The sequence below is a fragment of the Pseudomonas sp. GW460-LB5 genome (assembly GCF_059423245.1).
Window position 1 is genome coordinate 1 of sequence record NZ_JBWKXT010000051.1, and the last position, 18,016, is coordinate 18,016.

General features: G+C 62.9%; 19 protein-coding genes. 15 read left to right on the forward strand and 4 right to left on the reverse strand.

Going from position 1 to position 18,016, the window contains the following annotated elements; translation table 11 throughout:
• From minC to AC07XM_RS24215, 7 genes are all read left to right on the forward strand, one after another.
• A partial coding sequence (minC, locus tag AC07XM_RS24185) for a septum site-determining protein MinC (protein ID WP_102690344.1) occupies positions 1-347 on the forward strand: 347 nt, incomplete at its 5' end.
• Between the two features lie 101 nt (positions 348-448).
• Positions 449-1,261: a septum site-determining protein MinD gene (minD, locus tag AC07XM_RS24190; RefSeq protein ID WP_016485323.1), complete on the forward strand. Its 813-nt coding sequence runs from the start codon at positions 449-451 to the stop codon at positions 1,259-1,261.
• A 3-nt stretch (positions 1,262-1,264) separates the two neighbouring features.
• The gene (gene minE, locus AC07XM_RS24195; protein WP_003252572.1) at positions 1,265-1,519 is read left to right on the forward strand and encodes a cell division topological specificity factor MinE; all 255 of its coding nucleotides are present in this window, start codon (positions 1,265-1,267) and stop codon (positions 1,517-1,519) included.
• A gap of 151 nt (positions 1,520-1,670) precedes the next feature.
• Positions 1,671-2,306: an RluA family pseudouridine synthase gene (locus AC07XM_RS24200; RefSeq protein WP_011532730.1), complete on the forward strand. Its 636-nt coding sequence runs from the start codon at positions 1,671-1,673 to the stop codon at positions 2,304-2,306.
• A 169-nt stretch (positions 2,307-2,475) separates the two neighbouring features.
• Positions 2,476-3,765 (forward strand): M18 family aminopeptidase, encoded by a 1,290-nt coding sequence (locus AC07XM_RS24205; RefSeq protein WP_060518720.1) that lies wholly within the window; start codon positions 2,476-2,478, stop codon positions 3,763-3,765.
• Positions 3,766-3,953: 188 nt separating this feature from the next.
• Complete coding sequence (locus tag AC07XM_RS24210) at positions 3,954-4,121, forward strand: hypothetical protein (RefSeq protein ID WP_012271002.1); 168 nt, start codon at positions 3,954-3,956, stop codon at positions 4,119-4,121.
• Positions 4,122-4,165: 44 nt separating this feature from the next.
• Positions 4,166-6,319 carry a mechanosensitive ion channel family protein gene (locus tag AC07XM_RS24215; protein ID WP_024717884.1) on the forward strand — a complete coding sequence of 718 codons (2,154 nt, stop codon included), beginning with the start codon at positions 4,166-4,168 and terminating at the stop codon, positions 6,317-6,319.
• Between the two features lie 116 nt (positions 6,320-6,435).
• On the opposite strand, the gene AC07XM_RS24220 is transcribed toward AC07XM_RS24215, so the two are convergent.
• Positions 6,436-7,149: a UTRA domain-containing protein gene (locus AC07XM_RS24220; protein ID WP_023047315.1), complete on the reverse strand. Its 714-nt coding sequence runs from the start codon at positions 7,147-7,149 to the stop codon at positions 6,436-6,438.
• Positions 7,150-7,477: 328 nt separating this feature from the next.
• Between AC07XM_RS24220 and AC07XM_RS24225 the strand changes: the two genes are divergently transcribed.
• The 6 genes from AC07XM_RS24225 to AC07XM_RS24250 all read left to right on the forward strand — a co-directional run bounded on the left by AC07XM_RS24225 (position 7,478) and on the right by AC07XM_RS24250 (position 12,763).
• Positions 7,478-8,536: an ABC transporter substrate-binding protein gene (locus AC07XM_RS24225; protein ID WP_016485319.1), complete on the forward strand. Its 1,059-nt coding sequence runs from the start codon at positions 7,478-7,480 to the stop codon at positions 8,534-8,536.
• A gap of 129 nt (positions 8,537-8,665) precedes the next feature.
• Positions 8,666-9,472 (forward strand): alkaline phosphatase family protein, encoded by an 807-nt coding sequence (locus tag AC07XM_RS24230; protein ID WP_016485318.1) that lies wholly within the window; start codon positions 8,666-8,668, stop codon positions 9,470-9,472.
• Entirely contained in the window at positions 9,469-10,320 is an 852-nt protein-coding gene (locus AC07XM_RS24235; RefSeq protein ID WP_016485317.1) for an ABC transporter permease, read from the forward strand. The genes AC07XM_RS24230 and AC07XM_RS24235 overlap by 4 nt, the downstream gene beginning before the upstream one ends.
• The gene (locus AC07XM_RS24240; RefSeq protein WP_016485316.1) at positions 10,310-11,104 is read left to right on the forward strand and encodes an ABC transporter permease; all 795 of its coding nucleotides are present in this window, start codon (positions 10,310-10,312) and stop codon (positions 11,102-11,104) included. Before AC07XM_RS24235 ends, AC07XM_RS24240 begins: the two co-directional genes overlap by 11 nt.
• Position 11,105: 1 nt before the next feature.
• A complete protein-coding gene (locus tag AC07XM_RS24245) occupies positions 11,106-12,095 on the forward strand; it encodes an ABC transporter ATP-binding protein (RefSeq protein ID WP_016485315.1) in 990 nt (329 codons plus the stop codon).
• 14 nt (positions 12,096-12,109) lie between these two features.
• Complete coding sequence (locus AC07XM_RS24250) at positions 12,110-12,763, forward strand: HAD family hydrolase (RefSeq protein WP_016485314.1); 654 nt, start codon at positions 12,110-12,112, stop codon at positions 12,761-12,763.
• 113 nt (positions 12,764-12,876) lie between these two features.
• On the opposite strand, the gene AC07XM_RS24255 is transcribed toward AC07XM_RS24250, so the two are convergent.
• Complete coding sequence (locus AC07XM_RS24255) at positions 12,877-13,839, reverse strand: NAD(P)H-quinone oxidoreductase (protein ID WP_102689978.1); 963 nt, start codon at positions 13,837-13,839, stop codon at positions 12,877-12,879.
• A 140-nt stretch (positions 13,840-13,979) separates the two neighbouring features.
• On the opposite strand from AC07XM_RS24255, the gene AC07XM_RS24260 reads away from it, so the two are divergent.
• On the forward strand, positions 13,980-16,061 hold the full coding sequence (locus AC07XM_RS24260; protein ID WP_016485312.1) for a carboxy terminal-processing peptidase: 2,082 nt from the start codon (positions 13,980-13,982) through the stop codon (positions 16,059-16,061).
• Between the two features lie 118 nt (positions 16,062-16,179).
• Positions 16,180-17,148, forward strand: coding sequence for an EAL domain-containing protein (locus AC07XM_RS24265; RefSeq protein WP_023047312.1), 969 nt, complete (start codon positions 16,180-16,182; stop codon positions 17,146-17,148).
• Positions 17,149-17,207: 59 nt separating this feature from the next.
• Here AC07XM_RS24265 and AC07XM_RS24270 read toward each other — a convergent pair whose 3' ends face one another.
• Both AC07XM_RS24270 and AC07XM_RS24275 read right to left on the reverse strand, forming a co-directional pair.
• On the reverse strand, positions 17,208-17,576 hold the full coding sequence (locus AC07XM_RS24270; protein ID WP_016485310.1) for a hypothetical protein: 369 nt from the start codon (positions 17,574-17,576) through the stop codon (positions 17,208-17,210).
• Positions 17,573-17,911: a helix-turn-helix domain-containing protein gene (locus AC07XM_RS24275; RefSeq protein WP_016485309.1), complete on the reverse strand. Its 339-nt coding sequence runs from the start codon at positions 17,909-17,911 to the stop codon at positions 17,573-17,575. Before AC07XM_RS24275 ends, AC07XM_RS24270 begins: the two co-directional genes overlap by 4 nt.
• Positions 17,912-18,016: the final 105 nt, after the last annotated feature.

Below are 18,016 nucleotides of genomic sequence, written 5' to 3' on the forward strand. Positions count from 1 at the left end.
CCCCCGAGCCCGAGGTGCGCCCGACCCGGATCATTACCGCGCCAGTGCGCGGCGGCCAGCAGATCTACGCGCAAGGTGGCGATCTGATCGTTACCGCCTCGGTCAGCCCGGGCGCGGAACTTCTGGCCGATGGCAACATCCATGTGTACGGCGCCATGCGCGGGCGCGCCCTGGCCGGCATCAAAGGCAACACCAAAGCGCGTATCTTCTGCCAGCAGATGACCGCCGAAATGGTCTCCATCGCAGGCCAGTACAAGGTTTGCGAAGACCTGCGCCGCGACCCTCTGTGGGGCACCGGTGTGCAAGTCAGCCTGTCCGGTGATGTGTTGAACATCACCCGTCTTTAACGGATACTTGCCGTCATTTTCAGAGCAACTTTTTTAACTGTTGCCGTTTTTATGCTTTTTGCCGGGACACGTGTCCCGACTTATTTTAGGGGTGAAACACCTTGGCCAAGATTCTCGTGGTTACTTCCGGCAAGGGGGGTGTGGGCAAGACCACCACCAGCGCCGCCATTGGTACCGGCCTCGCACTGCGTGGCCACAAGACCGTCATCGTCGACTTCGACGTGGGCCTGCGTAACCTCGACCTGATCATGGGCTGCGAGCGCCGCGTGGTGTACGACTTCGTCAACGTGGTCAACGGCGAGGCCAACCTCCAGCAGGCGTTGATCAAGGACAAGCGCCTTGAGAACCTGTTCGTGCTGGCCGCCAGCCAGACCCGTGACAAGGACGCGCTGACCCAGGAAGGCGTGGAAAAGGTGCTGATGGAGCTGAAGGAAACCTTCGACTACGTCATCTGCGACTCGCCGGCCGGTATCGAGAAAGGCGCACACCTGGCCATGTACTTCGCAGACGAAGCCATTGTGGTCACCAACCCCGAAGTGTCCTCGGTACGTGACTCCGATCGCATGCTGGGCATCCTGTCGAGCAAATCGCGTCGCTCCGAAAAAGGCGAAGAGCCCATCAAGGAACACCTGCTGATCACCCGTTACCACCCCGAGCGCGTGGAAAAGGGCGAAATGCTGAGCATCGCCGACGTCGAAGAGATCCTGGCGATCAAGCTCAAGGGCGTGATTCCCGAGTCTCAGGCCGTGCTCAAGGCTTCCAACCAGGGTATCCCGGTCATCCTCGACGACCAGAGCGACGCTGGCCAGGCGTACAGCGATACCGTCGACCGCCTGCTGGGCAAAGAAAAGCCCCTGCGGTTCATCGAAGTGCCGAAGCAAGGATTCTTCGCGCGACTGTTTGGAGGCAAGTAAACCATGAACCTTTTTGACTTCTTTCGTGGCAGACAGAAACAGACCAGCGCGTCGGTAGCGAAAGAGCGTCTACAGATCATCGTGGCGCACGAGCGCGGCCAACGCAGCGAGCCGGACTACCTGCCGGCGCTGCAGAAAGAACTGCTGGAAGTGATCCGCAAGTATGTGAACATCGGCAACGATGACGTGCACATCGAGCTGGAAAACCAAGGCAGCTGCTCGATTCTGGAGCTGAACATCACCCTGCCGGATCGCTGATCTGGCTGAAAGCCGGGGCTGCTTTGCAGCCCATTCGCGGCACAAGGCCGCGCCTACAAGGGATCGCGTTCCCCTGTAGGCGCGGCCTTGTGCCGCGAATGGGCCGCAGAGCGGCCCCGCTTTTTTCTCCCGATTTAACAGAGACCATGCAATGCCGCTGTCCAATATCCAGATCCTGCACGAAGACGCCGCCATCCTGGTGATCAACAAGCCGACCCTGCTGCTGTCGGTGCCCGGCCGCGCCGAGGATAACAAGGACTGCCTGATTACCCGCCTGCAGGAAAACGGCTACCCCGACGCGCTTATCGTGCACCGCCTGGACTGGGAAACCTCCGGCATCATCCTGCTGGCCCGCGATGCCGACAGCCACCGCGAGCTGTCGCGGCAGTTCCACGACCGCGAAACCGAGAAGGCCTACACCGCACTGTGCTGGGGCCAACCGGCACTGGACAGCGGCAGCATCGACCTGCCGCTGCGCTACGACCCGCCAACCAAGCCACGGCATGTGGTGGACCACGAGCAGGGCAAACATGCGCTGACCTTCTGGCGCATCGTCGAGCGCTGCGGTGACTACTGCCGGGTAGAACTGACGCCGATCACCGGGCGCTCGCACCAGTTGCGCGTGCACATGCTGTCGATCGGCCACCCGCTGCTGGGTGACCGGCTGTATGCCAACCCCGAAGCACTGGCGGCCCATGAGCGGCTGTGCCTGCATGCCTCCATGTTGAGCTTTACCCACCCGGTGTCCGGTGAGCGGTTGAAGTTCGAGTGCCCCGCGCCCTTCTGATTTTCGGCTGGCTGTCCCGGCCTCTTCGCGGGCTCGCCCGCTCCCACAGGGATGACCCTGCGTTGGAAATGTGTGCAGTACCGGTGGGAGCGGGCAGGCCCGCGAAGAGGCAGACACATATTGTCGACATTGTGCGTTAAACTCGCGCCACTGCTGTCTGGAGTGAGCTATGCGCGATGCACTGAATACTGGCCTTATCGAATTCCTCAAGGCCTCCCCCACGCCCTTCCACGCCACCGCCAGCCTGGCCCAACGCCTGGAAGCTGCAGGCTATCAGCGCCTGGACGAGCGCGACAGCTGGGCCACCGTGCCTGGCGGCCGCTACTACGTCACCCGTAACGACTCGTCGATCATCGCCATCAAACTGGGCAAGCAGGCACCGTTGCTCAACGGTATCCGTATGGTCGGTGCCCACACCGACAGCCCGTGCCTGCGCGTCAAGCCGCAGCCCGAGCTGCAGCGCCAGGGCTTCCTGCAGTTGGGTGTGGAAGTGTATGGCGGCGCCCTGCTGGCGCCATGGTTCGACCGTGACCTTTCCCTGGCCGGCCGTGTCACCTACCGCCGTGACGGCAAAGTTGAAAGCCAGCTGATCGACTTCAAGCTGCCGATCGCGATCATCCCCAACCTGGCCATCCACCTGAACCGCACTGCCAATGAAGGCTGGGCGATCAACCCGCAGAACGAGTTGCCGCCCATCCTGGCTCAGGTAGCGGGTGATGAGCGTATCGACTTCCGCGCCCTGCTCACCGAGCAACTGGCCCGCGAGCACGAGCTGATCGCAGACGTGGTGCTGGATTACGAACTGAGTTTCTACGACACCCAGGACGCCGCGCTGGTCGGCCTGAACGGCGACTTCATCGCCGGGGCGCGCCTGGACAACCTGCTGTCGTGCTACGCCGGCCTGCAAGCCCTGCTGGCCGCCGACAGTGACGAAACCTGCGTACTGGTGTGCAACGACCACGAAGAAGTCGGCAGCAGCTCGGCTTGCGGCGCCGACGGCCCGATGCTGGAGCAGACCCTGCAGCGCTTGCTGCCCGATGGCGACGCCTACGTGCGCACCATCCAGCGCTCGCTGATGGTGTCGGCCGACAACGCCCACGGCGTACACCCCAACTACGCCGACAAGCACGACGGCAACCACGGGCCCAAGCTCAACGCCGGGCCGGTGATCAAGGTAAACAACAACCAGCGCTACGCCACCAACAGCGAAACCGCCGGTTTCTTCCGCCACCTGTGCATGGCCGAGGAAGTGCCGGTACAAAGCTTTGTGGTGCGCAGCGACATGGGCTGTGGCTCGACCATCGGCCCGATTACAGCCAGCCACCTGGGCGTGCGCACGGTGGATATCGGCTTGCCGACCTTTGCCATGCATTCCATTCGCGAACTGTGCGGCAGCCACGACCTGGCGCACCTGGTGAAGGTACTGACTGCCTTCTACCGAAGCCGCGAGCTGCCTTGATGTAAGCAGGCCCGGCCTCTTCGCGGGCTCGCCCGCTCCCACAGGGACCGCACAACCTTCGGGAACTGCGCTGAACCTGTGGGAGCGGGCAAGCCCGCGAAGAGGCCGGGCCTGCTCAAGGTCAATCCCGCCTCGCTTGCCAAGCGCTATGCTTGTTACATGGCCCCACTGCAAAAGGATTGCTGTCCATGTCACCGTTCCTGTCACTGTTCGTGCCGGTGTTCCTGTTCCTGCTGCTGCTGACCATTGGCTTCAGCATGCGCGAGCGCAATATCGGTGTACTGATGATGTGGATCGGCACCTTGGGTATCTTTGGCCTCACCTGCTGGAAGATCCTCGAGAAACTGCCGACATAAACCTCTACACTCGGTCAATCGTTTGACCTGAGGTAGATTTGCCCGTGCCTGCCCTCCTGCGTTACCTGTTCCTTCTCCTGCTGCTGTTCATCACTCCGGTACAGGCAGCGGGCCTGCCCGGCCTGCTGGGCGGCAGTGCGCCCGCGCAACCGGAGGCTACCGAGCCGCTGGGCAAGTCGCTGGACGAAGTGATCAAGAACCTGGAAAACGACCAGCAGCGGGCCAAGCTGCTGGCCGATCTTAAAAAGCTGCGCGACGCCACCAGGCAATCGCAGCCCAGCGTGGAACAGGGCGTGCTCGGCCTGATTGGCGGCGCGCTGCATGATTTTGAAAAACAGTTCAGCGGCGATGCCAGCCCGTTTCACCGCTGGGCGGCAGAAATCGAACAAGCCCAAGCCGAACTGACCGACCTGGTAGTGCCGGTGCACCAGTGGCCGGCGATCCTGTTCGGCTTTGCCGCCGTCATTGCCGTGTGGAGCGTGCTGGCCTACGCCTTCAACTGGGTCGGCCACCGGATACGCCTGCGCTTTGGCCTGAGCGAAGAACTGCCCCAGCACCCGCGTACCTGGGACCTGGTGCGCTTTGCCCTGCGCAAGCTCGGCCCTTGGCTGGTGGCGCTGGTGTTCACCGTGTACCTGAGCGTTGTGCTGCCACCGTCACTGGGTAAATCGCTGGCCATGGTGCTGGCCTACGCACTGGTCGTCGGCACCTGCTTCTCGGCCATCTGCGTGATCGCCTTCTCGCTGCTCGACGGCCCGCACCGCCACCGCGCCCTGCATATCCTGCGGCATCAGGCATTTCGCCCGCTGTGGCTGATCGGCAGCTTCGCAGCGTTTGGCGAGGCCATGAGCGACCCGCGCATGCTGGTCGCACTGGGGACCCACCTGGCCCATGCCCTGGCGACCTTGGCCAACGTCATCGCCGCACTGTGCACCGGGCTGTTCATCCTGCGCTTCCGCCGCCCCATCGCCCACCTGATCCGCAACCAGCCGCTGGCACGGCGCCTGACCCGGCGAACCCTCAGCGACACCATCGAGATCCTCGGCAGCTTCTGGTTCATACCGGCGCTGATCCTGGTGGCCATTTCGCTGTTCGCCACCTTTGTCTCGGCCGGTGACACCAGCACCGCCCTGCGCCAGTCGCTGATGTGCACGGTGCTGGTGGTGGTGTGCATGGTGCTCAACGGCCTGGTGCGCCGCCACGCCGCCAACCCCAAACGCGCCAACAAGCGCCAGGCGGTGTATGCCGAACGCCTGCGCAACTTCGGCTACCTGCTGGTGCACCTGTTCATCTGGCTGGTGTTCATCGAACTGGGCCTGCGGGTGTGGGGCCTGTCGATGATCGGCTTTGCCGAGGGCGACGGCCATGAAGTGAGCCTGCGCCTGCTGGGCCTGGCCGGCACGCTGATCGTCGCCTGGCTGGTGTGGATCCTTGCCGACACCGCCGTGCACCACGCCCTGGTGCGTTCGCGCCGGGGCCTGGCGAACGCTCGTGCGCAAACCATGATGCCGTTGATCCGCAACGTGCTGTTCGTGGTCATCTTCATCATTGCGGTGATTGTCGCCTTGGCCAACATGGGCATGAACGTGACCCCGCTGCTGGCCGGTGCCGGTGTGATCGGCCTGGCCATCGGCTTTGGTGCGCAATCGCTGGTGGCCGACCTGATCACCGGGTTGTTCATCATCATCGAAGACTCGCTGGCCATCGACGACTACGTGGACGTGGGCGGGCACCTGGGCACGGTAGAGGGGCTGACCATCCGTACCGTGCGCCTGCGGGACATCGACGGCATCGTGCACACCATCCCGTTCAGCGAGATCAAGAGCATCAAGAACTACTCGCGGGAGTTTGGCTACGCGATCTTCCGCGTTGCGGTCCCGCACAGCATGAACATCGACCAGGCGATCACGCTGGTTCGCGAGGTGGGGCAGAAGCTGCGCAATGACCCATTGATGCGCCGCAACATCTGGTCACCGCTGGAGCTGCAAGGCGTGGAGAGTTTCGAATCGGGGTCGGCGATCTTGCGGGCCCGGTTCAAGACCGCGCCGATCAAGCAGTGGGAAGTGTCACGGGCGTTCAACCTGGCGCTGAAGCGGCAGCTGGATGAAGCCGGGCTGGACCTGGCGACGCCGCGGTTGTCGGTACAGGTGGTGACTGCTGGTGGAGGTGGGATAGCGGAATCCGGTTCCTCCAGTTAGGTCCCGATCGCCGGCAAGCCAGCTCCCACAGGCACTGCACAGGGCCTGAAGCCAATGCAATCAAGGTGGGAGCTGGCTTGCCGGCGATGGGCTGCAAAGCAGCCCAGAATCCAAGATCAACCGGCCTGTGCACGGATGCGGATGGCATCATGCCGCCAATACTCCAGGTCACAGTCGATCAGGTGCCCATGCTGGTCGCTGTTGACCCGCGTAATGTGCAGCCCCGGGCTGCCCACCGACACCTTCAACGCCCCTGCTGCCTCCACCGGCAATGCCGTCGGCAAGATCTCGAAGCATACCTGCCCGTACCGGATGCCATACACCCGCCCATAAATCTCGGTCAGCGACTGCGCCAGGTCCTGTTCGAGAATGCCCGGAAAATAACGGGGATTCAGGTAGTGCTCGGCATACAGCACCGCGCGCCCGTCAATTCGCCGCAAGCGGCAGATTCGCACCACGCTGGACAACGCCGGTAGCTGCAAGCGGGCACAGATGGCCGCCGACGCTGGCTGCAGCCGTGCCGAGAGGAGTTCGGTAGTGGCCACACGCCCCTGATCGCGCACCATGGCATGGAAGTGGCTGCGCTCGATCAGGTCGTAGGTGAGCCGCTCGGGCGCGACGAACCAGCCGCGACGCTCTTCGCGGTAGATCAGGCCCTGGGCCTCCAGCTGCGCCAGTGCCTCACGCAGGGTGATGCGCGTGGTGTCGAACACCTCGCTGAGCTTGCGCTCGGCCGGCAGCTTGCCGCCGGGCGCCAGCAGGCCGTGCTCGATTTGCTCCAGCAGGGCATGGCAGATGGCTGTTACCGCACGCGGTGGCATCGGCTGCATGAATGGTTACCTATCTGGACTAGTCCAGCCCCAGAACAGGGCACTTGGAGAATAGTGCAAGCCTAGGCAGGGCTGATGAACATCCTGTGACAAGGCTGCCGACGGGGTACTGCCAGAATCGGGCCAGCCCCGCAAAACCGGGGGTTCACCATGGTCTACGCTGTATTGCCAGGAGCCCGTCGACACCTTGGCGGGCCCTTCCCTACATCAAATTGTCACGCAAGCGGCCTACCTTGGCTCAAGGTTTGCTGACCTAGACCAAAGGTTCCAGGCAACGGCTTCACTCATAACAACGATCGGTTAAAGGCACCCACCCAAGGAGCTACGGATGAAAAAGTTGTTCATGGCGTCACTGCTCGGTTCGGCCATCGCGTTCTGTACCTCGGCCATGGCCGAGGACCTCAAGGCCCTGGAAGATGCCGCCCGCAAGGAAGGCACCGTCAACAGCGTGGGCATGCCCGATGCCTGGGCCAACTGGAAAGGCACCTGGGAAGACCTGGCCAGCAAATACGGCCTCAAACACAGCGACACCGACATGAGCTCGGCACAGGAACTTGCCAAGTTCGAAGCCGAGAAGGACAACGCCAGCGCCGACATTGGCGATGTGGGGGCCGCCTTCGGCCCTATCGCGGTGACCAAGGGCGTGAGCCAGCCATACAAGCCAAGCACCTGGGACCAGGTGCCGGAGTGGGCCAAGGACAAGGACGGCCACTGGGCGCTGGCCTATACCGGCACCATTGCCTTCATCATCAACAAGGACCTGGTCAAGGAAGAGGAACGGCCGAAAACCTGGCATGACCTGGAAAAAGGCAAGTACAAGGTCGCCATCGGCGACGTCGGCACTGCCGCCCAGGCCGCCAACGGCGTGCTTGCCGCCGCCATCGCCTACAAAGGCGATGAAAGCAACGTGGCCCCCGGCCTGCAACTGTTCACCAAACTGGCCCAGCAAAAGCGCCTGTCGCTGGCCAACCCGACCATCCAGACCCTGGAGAAAGGCGAGGTGGAAGTCGGCGTGGTGTGGGACTTCAACGGCTTGAGCTACCGTGAACAGATCGACCCCAAGCGCTTTGAAGTGCTGATCCCGTCGGATGGCTCGGTGATTTCCGGCTATACCACGGTCATCAACAAATACGCCAAGCACCCCAACGCGGCCAAACTGACCCGTGAATACATCTTCAGCGATGCCGGGCAGATCAACCTGGCCCAGGGGCATGCCCGGCCCATCCGTGCCGAGCACCTGAAGCTGCCGGCGGATGTGCAGGCCAAGTTGCTGCCTAACGAGCAATACGGAGCTGCCCAGCCGATCAAGAATGCCGAAGCCTGGGAAGCCACCTCGAAGAAACTGCCACAGATGTGGCAGGAGCAAGTGATCATCGAGATGGAATAAACGGCTAGCTTGCCTAGTGCCTGACCCAGCCCCTTCGCGGGCACGCCCGCTCCCACAGAGGCCGTGCAAAACCCTGTGGGAGCGGGCATGCCCGCGAAGAAGCCAACGCGGTTTATGACTGGAGCCACCATGCAACACAACGTCATCCTGGTCCTGCTAGACGGCCTGAACTATCAGGTCGCCCACCACGCCATGGGCCACCTGCATGCCTATGTCGAGGCCGACCGCGCCGCGCTGTACCGCGTGGAATGCGAGCTGCCGTCGCTGTCACGGCCGTTGTACGAATGCATCCTCACCGGCGTGCCGCCCATCGACAGCGGCATCGTGCACAATAACGTCAACCGCCTGTCCAACCAGCGCAGCGTGTTTCATTACGCCCGCGAAGCCAACCTGGGCACCGCAGCGGCGGCCTATCACTGGATGAGTGAGCTGTACAACCGCTCGCCTTTCGACCCCCAGCGCGACCGCCATACCCACGCGCCGAAGCTGCCGATCCAGCATGGGCTGTTCTACTGGGACGACCGTTACCCCGATTCGCATCTGCTGGCGGATGGCGAATACCTGCGCCGTCGCCATGCCCCCAACTTCCTGCTGGTGCACCCGATGAGCATCGACGATGTCGGCCACCGCCACGGCCTGGACAGCAGCCAGTACCGCAACGCAGCGCGCAGCGCCGATATCTTGCTGGCCGACTACCTGCCAGGCTGGCTCGAAGAGGGCTATCAGGTAATGGTCACCGCCGACCACGGCATGAACAACGACCGCTCGCACAACGGCCTGCTGACCGAGGAGCGCGAAGTGCCGCTGTTCGTCTTTGGTGACGCCTTCAGCCTGGACCCGGCGGCCAAGCCGCTGCAGACCGAGCTGTGCGGCACCCTATGCGAGCTGCTGGGCGCTGCCCACGACAAGACCGTGTGCCGGGAGCTGCTGAAGTGACCACACCCAAGCGCAGCGGCGCCCGTGGCCGCTACCTGGCCCTGCTTTGCTTGCTGCCGTTTGCCGTGTTCTTCGTCATCTTCCAGATTGCCCCGTTGGCCTGGGTGGCGATCAACAGCGTGCAATCGGAAGCCGGCTGGGGCGTCGAAAACTTCAGCAAGGTGTTCAGCTCCAAGTTCTACCTGCAGGCCATACAACGCAGCCTGGAGATCAGCTTCTGGTCGAGCCTGTTCGGCATCGTCATCGCCACCCTTGGCGCCTATTCGTTGCGCCAGGTGGACTCGAAGCTGCGCGACTTCGTCAGCGCCTTCGCCAACATGACCAGCAACTTTGCCGGCGTGCCGCTGGCGTTCGCCTTCATCATCCTGCTCGGGTTCAACGGCGCGCTGACACTGCTGCTGAAGCAGGTCGGCCTGCTGGAAGACTTCAGTATCTATTCCAAAAGCGGGCTGATCCTGGTGTACACCTACTTCCAGATCCCGCTGGGTGTGTTGCTGCTCTACCCCGCCTTCGACGCCCTGCGTGAAGACTGGCGCGAGTCGGCCGCCCTGCTTGGCGCCAACCACTGGCAATACTGGCGGCACATCGGCCTGCCGGTGCTCACCCCGGCACTGCTGGGCACCTTCGTCATCCTGCTGGCCAACGCCCTCGGTGCATACGCCACCGTGTACGCGTTGACCACCGGCAACTTCAACGTACTGCCGATCCGTATCGCTGGCCTGGTAGCCGGGGACATCAGCCTCGACCCGAACCTGGCCAGCGCCCTGGCCATGGTGCTGGTGGGGCTGATGACGCTGGTCACGGTGGTGCATCAATGGCTGCTGAAGAGGAGCTACCATGCGCGCTGACGCCCGTTCCGGCGGCTGGTACCACCGCGTTGTGGTCTACCTGCTGTTCTTGATCCTGCTGCTGCCACTGGCCGGCACCCTGCTCTATTCGCTGGCCACCAGCTGGTCGGCCAGCCTGCTGCCCAGCGGCCTGACCCTGAAATGGTACGTGGCACTGTGGAGTGAGCCGCGCTTCCTCGCCGCCTTCGGCCAGTCGCTGCTGGTGTGCCTGGGCGCGCTGCTGCTGTCGGTGGTGCTGATCCTGCCGCTGCTGTTCGTGGTGCACTACCACTTCCCGCGGCTCGATGCGTTGATGAACATGCTCATCCTGCTACCGTTCGCGGTACCGCCGGTGGTGTCCTCGGTGGGGCTGCTGCAACTGTATGGCAGCGGGCCGATGGCCATGGTGGGCACGCCGTGGATCCTGATCGGCTGCTATTTCACCATTGCCCTGCCGTTCATGTACCGGGCCATTACCAACAACCTGCAGGCAATCAACCTGCGCGACCTGATGGACGCCGCCCAGCTACTCGGCGCCAGCACCTGGCAGGCAGCGCTGCTGGTGGTGCTGCCCAACCTGCGCAAGGGCCTGATGGTGGCGCTACTGCTGTCGTTCTCGTTCCTGTTCGGCGAGTTTGTGTTCGCCAACCTGCTGGTCGGCACCCGCTACGAGACCCTGCAGGTGTACCTGAACAACATGCGCAACAGCAGCGGCCACTTCAACAGCGCACTGGTGATCTCGTACTTCGCCTTCGTGCTGGTACTGACCTGGGTCGCCAACCGCCTGAACAAGGACAAGACCTGACATGAGCTTCGTCAGCGTACAGAACCTGCAGAAAAGCTACGCCGGCAGCCCGGTGTTCGAGAACATCGACTGCCACATCGAGCGCGGCGAGTTCGTGACCCTGCTGGGCCCGTCCGGCTGCGGCAAGTCCACCCTGTTGCGCTGCATCGCCGGGCTGACGCCGGTGGACAGCGGGCAGATCCTTCTCGACGGCCACGACATCGTGCCGCTGAGCCCGCAGAAGCGTGGCATTGGCATGGTGTTCCAGAGTTACGCGCTGTTCCCCAACATGACCGTGGAACAGAACGTGGCGTTTGGCTTGCGCATGCAGAAGGTCAAGGCCGACGAAAGCCAGGCCCGTGTCCGTGAGGTGCTGGCGCTGGTGGAGCTGGGCAACTTTGCCGGGCGCTACCCGCACCAGTTGTCTGGCGGCCAGTGCCAGCGCGTGGCCCTGGCCCGCTCACTGGTTACCCGCCCGCGCCTGCTGCTGCTCGACGAGCCGCTGTCGGCACTGGATGCGCGTATTCGCAAACACCTGCGCGAGCAGATTCGTGCCATCCAGCGCGAGCTGGGGCTAACCACTATCTTCGTCACCCACGACCAGGAAGAAGCGCTGACCCTGTCCGACCGCATCTTCCTGATGAACCAGGGGCGTATCGTCCAGAGCGGCGATGCCGAAACCCTCTACACAGCGCCTGTGGACCTGTTTGCCGCCGGCTTTATCGGCAACTACAACCTGCTCGACGCCGAAAGCGCCAGCCGCCTGTTGCAGCGCCCGGTCACCAGCCGCCTGGCGATCCGCCCAGAGTCGATCACCTTGGGCGTCAACGGCGAACTGGATGCCGAAGTCCGCAGCCACAGCCTGCTGGGCAATGTGATCCGCTACCGGGTAAACGTGCGCGAGGTGGAGTTGGTGGTCGACGTGCTCAACCGCTCGCCGGCCGACCTGCACGGGGACGGGAAACGGGTAAGCTTGTCCATCGACCCCACGGCGCTGCGGGAAGTGGCTTAAGGAGATTCAACACAATGGCACTGGCAATTTTCGATCTGGACGAAACCTTGATCCACGGTGACTGCGCGTCGCTGTGGAGCGAGCAGATGGCCCGGCTGGGCTGGGTAGACGGCAAAGCGTTCCTGCGCCGCGACCATGAACTGATGGAGGCCTATGGCAAGGGCCACCTGCGGATGGAGGAGTACATGGCCTTCAGCCTGGAACCGATTGCCGGGCGTACCCTGGAAGAAGTCGAGCACCTGGTGGAGCCGTGGGTAGAAGACGTGATAGAGCCGATCATCTTTGGCGACGCCTGCCGCTGCATTGCCGAGCACCGCCAGCGTGGGGACCGCATTCTGATCATTTCCGCTTCGGGGACGCACCTCGTCGGGCCGATTGCGGCACGGCTGGGGGTGGATGAATACCTGGCGATTGAGCTAGAGGCGGTGAACGGGGTGTATACGGGCAAGACTCACGGGGTACTGACCTACCGCGAAGGCAAGATCACCCGGCTGCTGGAATGGCTGGATCAGGAGCAGGAGAACCTTGAGGGAGCGAGTTTCTATTCCGATTCACGCAATGACCTGCCGCTGCTGCTGAAGGTGGATCACCCGCATGTGGTGAACCCGGATGCGGTGTTGCGCGAGCATGCCCAGACCAATGGCTGGCCGATCCTTAGCTGGTCCTGAAGATTTGTGTGGGCCTCTTCGCGGGCACGCCCGCTCCCACAGGTATCACCACACGCTCAGACATTGTGGGGTCTTTGTGGGAGCGGGCGTGCCCGCGAAGGGGCCGGGCCTGCTTACACCAGGCTTGGGTCGATCACCATTACCAGCTTGCCCGACACCTGGTTGGTCTCAAGCTCGGCATACGCCGCCTGGGCAAACTCCACCGGGTAGGTATCGACCAGCTGGGGTGACAAACGCCCTTCGGCGAACAGCGGCCACACTTGCTGTTGCAGCTCACGCAGCAACTCGGCCTTGAAGCCGTCATCGCGGTTGCGCAGCGTTGAGCCGGTAATTTCCAGGCGCTTGCCCAGCACCTGGGCCAAGTCCAGCTCAAACTTGCGCCCGCCCATCAGGCCGATGATCACCCAGCGCCCGTCACGGGCCAGCAGCTTGAGGTTGAGTTCGCCGTAGCTGGCGCCCACCGGGTCGAGAATCACGTCGAACGGCCCGAAACCTTCCAGTGCATCCAGGTTCTCGTTACGTACCACACCCCCCGCAGCGCCCAGCGCCTCGCAATAGGCCAGGCGATCCGGCGAGCCGACGCTGACCCACACCGGGCTGCCGAATGCCTTGCACAGCTGGATGGCAGCCGAGCCAACGCCACTGGCGCCAGCATGCACCAGCACCTTCTCACCGGCCGTCACACCCCCCAGCTGGAAGATGTTCAGCCAGGCAGTGGCATACACCTCCGGCAAGGCTGCCGCTTCATGCAGGCTGAGCCCTTCGGGCACCGGCAGTACATGACGGGCATCGACCACCACCTCCTCGGCCATGGCGCCACTGGCCAGCAGTGCGCACACCCGGTCGCCCACGCGCCAGTCGGCGCCGGCGCCCACTTCCTCGACCACCCCGGCGCATTCAAGGCCCATGTACGGGCTGGCGCCTGGCGGTGGCGGGTACAAACCTTTCATCTGCAGCAGATCGGCGCGGTTCAGGCCCGCAGCAGCCACGCGAATGCGCACTTGGCCCGCGTCACAGGCCGGGCGTTCGGCCTCGACCCACTCCACATGTCCGTCAACGCCTTGCAATGCCTTCACAGTGCCTCCATAGTTGAATCATGACTGGGCCTGGGGAACGCACACCCCAGGCTTTTTGCAGTATTTGCCCGGTTCCATGGAACCGGCAACGGAAAAGACGGCCTACTATGCGTGATCAATTGCCTCCACGTCGAATCAGCATGAAGCATTTCCTCCCAAGCACCGCCCTCGCTGTAATGATCGGCCTGGGCAGCCTCGCGCTCGGCGGCAATGCAGCGGCCGCCAACAAGTGGGACGGCCTGCAGCCGGACCGCGACGAGATCGTCGCCAGCCTCAACGTGGTGGAATTGCTCAAGCGCCACCACTACAGCAAGCCGCCGCTGGACGATGCCCGCTCGGTCATCATCTACGACAGCTACATCAAGCTGCTGGACCCGGCGCGCAGCTACTTCACCGCTGCCGACATTGCCGAATTCGACAAGTGGAAAACGCAATTCGACGATTTCCTCAAGAGCGGTAATCTGGACCCGGGCTTCACCATCTACAAACGCTACCTGGACCGTGTCAAGCAGCGCCTGGACTTCGCCCTGGCCGAGCTGAACAAAGGCGTGGACAAGATCGACTTCACCGCCAAGGAAACCTTGCTGATCGACCGCAAGGACGCCCCGTGGATGAAGGACCAGGCCGAGCTCGACGACCTGTGGCGCAAACGCGTCAAGGACGAGGTGCTGCGCCAGAAGATCGCCGGCAAGGAACCCAAGCAGATCCAGGAAACCCTGATCAAGCGCTACAAGAATCAGCTGGCGCGCCTGGACCAGACCCGTGCCGAGGATATCTTCCAGGCCTACATCAACACGTTCGCCCAGTCCTATGACCCGCACACCAACTACCTGTCGCCAGACAACGCGGAAAACTTCGACATCAACATGAGCCTGTCGCTCGAAGGCATCGGCGCGGTGCTGCAAAGCGACAACGACCAGGTCAAGATCGTACGCCTGGTGCCGGCAGGCCCGGCAGCCAAGACCAAGCAGGTAGCACCGGCCGACAAGATCATCGGCGTGGCCCAGGGCAACAAGGAGATGGTCGACGTTGTCGGCTGGCGCCTGGACGAGGTGGTCAAGCTGATCCGTGGCCCGAAAGGCTCGGTGGTACGCCTGGAAGTCATCCCCGCCAGCAATGCGCCGAGCGACCAGACCAGCAAGATCGTGTCGATCACCCGTGAAGCGGTAAAACTCGAAGAGCAGGCGGCGAAAAAGTCGGTGCTCAAGCTCAAGCAGGACGGGCGTGACTACAAACTGGGTATCATCGAGATCCCGGCCTTCTACCTCGACTTCAAGGCTTACCGCGCCGGTGACCCGGAATACAAGAGCACCACGCGTGACGTGAAGAAACTGCTCACCGAACTGCAGAAAGAGAAAGTCGACGGCGTGGTCATCGACCTGCGCAACAACGGCGGCGGCTCCCTGCAGGAAGCCACCGAGCTGACCAGCCTGTTCATCGAGAAAGGCCCGACCGTGCTGGTGCGTAACAGCGACGGCCGCGTAGACGTGCTCGAAGACGAAAACCCGGGTGCCTTCTACAAAGGCCCACTGGCGTTGCTGGTCAACCGCCTGTCGGCCTCGGCGTCAGAGATCTTCGCGGGTGCCATGCAGGACTACCACCGCGCACTGATCATCGGGGGCCAGACCTTCGGCAAAGGCACCGTGCAGACCATCCAGCCGCTCAACCATGGCGAGCTGAAGCTGACCCTGGCCAAGTTCTACCGGGTTTCCGGGCAGAGCACCCAGCATCAGGGCGTACTGCCGGACATCGACTACCCGTCGATCATCGATACCAAGGAAATCGGCGAGAGCGCTCTGCCCGAAGCCATGCCGTGGGACACCATCCGCCCGGTAGTCAAGCCGGCGGCGGACCCGTTCAAGCCTTACCTGGCCATGCTCAAGGCGCAACATGAAGCGCGCAGCGACAAGGATGCCGAGTTCACCTACATTCGCGACCGCCTTGCCCTGACGCAGAAGCTGATGACCGAAAAAACCGTCAGCCTGAACGAGCAGGACCGCCGTGCACGCCACGACGAAATCGAAGCCAAACAGCTGGCGCTGGAGAACATCCGCCGCAAGGCCAAGGGTGAAGAGCCGCTCAAAGAGCTGAAAAAAGAGGACGAGGACGCGCTGCCGGTCGAGGACGAAAACACCAAGCCGGAAGACGACGCCTACCTTTCGGAAACCGGTCGTATCCTGATCGACTACCTCAGCGCCAGCACCAAGGTGGCCAAGAAGTAAGGCGAGTCGGCAGTGATGGCAAAATAGTGCGACCTGTCATCAAACAGTCATCGCGCTGTCGTGAAATACGGTGGCCGGGCATGCAAATGCCCGGCCCTTTCATTTTCAGGAATACGTCATGACCGTCGCCGAACAGCTCAGTGCCTTGAGTGCCATCCTGGCTCAACGCAGCATCCACAGTCTGTTTCAGCCGATCATGTGCCTGAGCGAGCAACGGGTTTTCGGCCATGAAGCGCTGAGCCGCGGGCCGTCCAACAGCCCGCTGCATGCCCCCCTGAACCTGTTCAGCATCGCCCGCCAGGCCGGCCGCCTCACCGAGCTGGAAGCCGCTTGCCGGGAAAGTGCCTGCCGGCGCTTTAGCGAACAGCAGTTGCAGGGCAAGCTGTTTCTCAACATCTCGCCTGAATCGCTGCTGGAGCCGCACTACCCGTCCGGCCTCACCCTGAAGCTGCTGGAGCAGGTCGGCCTGCCGCCCAGCCGGGTGGTAATCGAGCTGACCGAGCACACCCCGACCGACGACTTCCAGCTGCTGTCAAATGCGCTGCACCACTACCGTGACATGGGCTTTTCAATAGCCCTCGACGATCTGGGCGCGGGCTATTCAAGCTTGCGCCTGTGGTCGGAGTTGCGCCCTGAATACGTGAAGATCGACCGCCACTTCATCGACGGTATTCACCGCGACCCGCTCAAGCGCGAGTTCGTTGGCTCGATCTTGCAGATTGCCCGGGCATCGAAGGCACAGGTGATTGCCGAAGGCATCGAGCTGGCAGAGGAGCTGGCAGTGCTGACCGAGATGGGGGTAGACCTGGTGCAGGGCTACCTGCTGGGGCGCCCGCAAGAGCTGGGCGTACGGGAAAGCTGGCCGTTACCGGCGCTGGGCAGCGTGCCGTTGGCCGAGCAACCGACAGTGCGGCTCAACGCCACGCTTGGGCAGTTGCTGGAGTTGTTTGAGCGGCATCGGCACCTGGAGGCATTGGAGGTGGTGGATGCTGACGGCAAAGGTTGTGGATTGATCCACCGGCATGGTTTGCCTGCCCTGGCCCTATCGCCGGCAAGCCAGCTCCCACAGGTACAGCACAGGCTCTGAGTGATGGGGTGTGCCTGTGAGAGCTGGCTTGCCGGCGACAGGGCCAGAACAGGCCCCCATCAGGCGGTTTCGGGGTAGCTGTACTCGAACACCCGAGCCACCTCGGAGGCATGCCAGGAGGCCGCCTCCATTCCATCGACCGGCCCGGCAAACCGCCCCAGCCGTTCGACACATTCAAAAAAGCCGGTGCGCGGTAAACGGCTGGCGCCCTGGCTGATTACCAGCGAGCTGCGCAACGGCTGCTCGGCACGGGCATCCAGCACTGCCAGGTACTCCAGCGCGGCAGTCAGCGTCTGCATGGCGGGGCTGGGCAGTTGCAGTCGCTCGATCAGCGCTCGGTAGGTCAGCAAGTGACGTTGACGTCGGGCCAGGTCAAGCTCGCCCAGCAGGTTCTCCCAGTGCTGACGGCTGATCCTGACCTGGCTCATGATGGCTCGCTCCAGCCAGCCACCCCCAGGTGCCAAGCCAAGGCGCGTCGGATGGCAGCATCCGGCTGACGTTCGCCCGACTCGATCATGGCCAGATACGCCGGGCTCACCCCGACATTGCGCGCCAGTTGCTCAGGGGCTATGCCCTTGGCCTGGCGGATCTGCCCTACTTCACTGAACGCCGGCATGGGCGCCACGGCAGCGGAGCCGGCATCTTCAGTGGCAACCGCCTCGGCAGGCGCCTGCCCTGCTGCCTTGAGCAGTGCCTGGTACTGCTCCCAGGGAACGACGGCGTACTCGGGTTGACCGTCCCGGCTGATGACCTGAATACCCATTACAAACCCCTTAAAAAAGGATTACAGCATGTAATCCGTAGGCATAACCCTTATGCCAATTATATTACCAACTCCGGGGTCTGTCCGGTTGAGGAGCAATTCAGG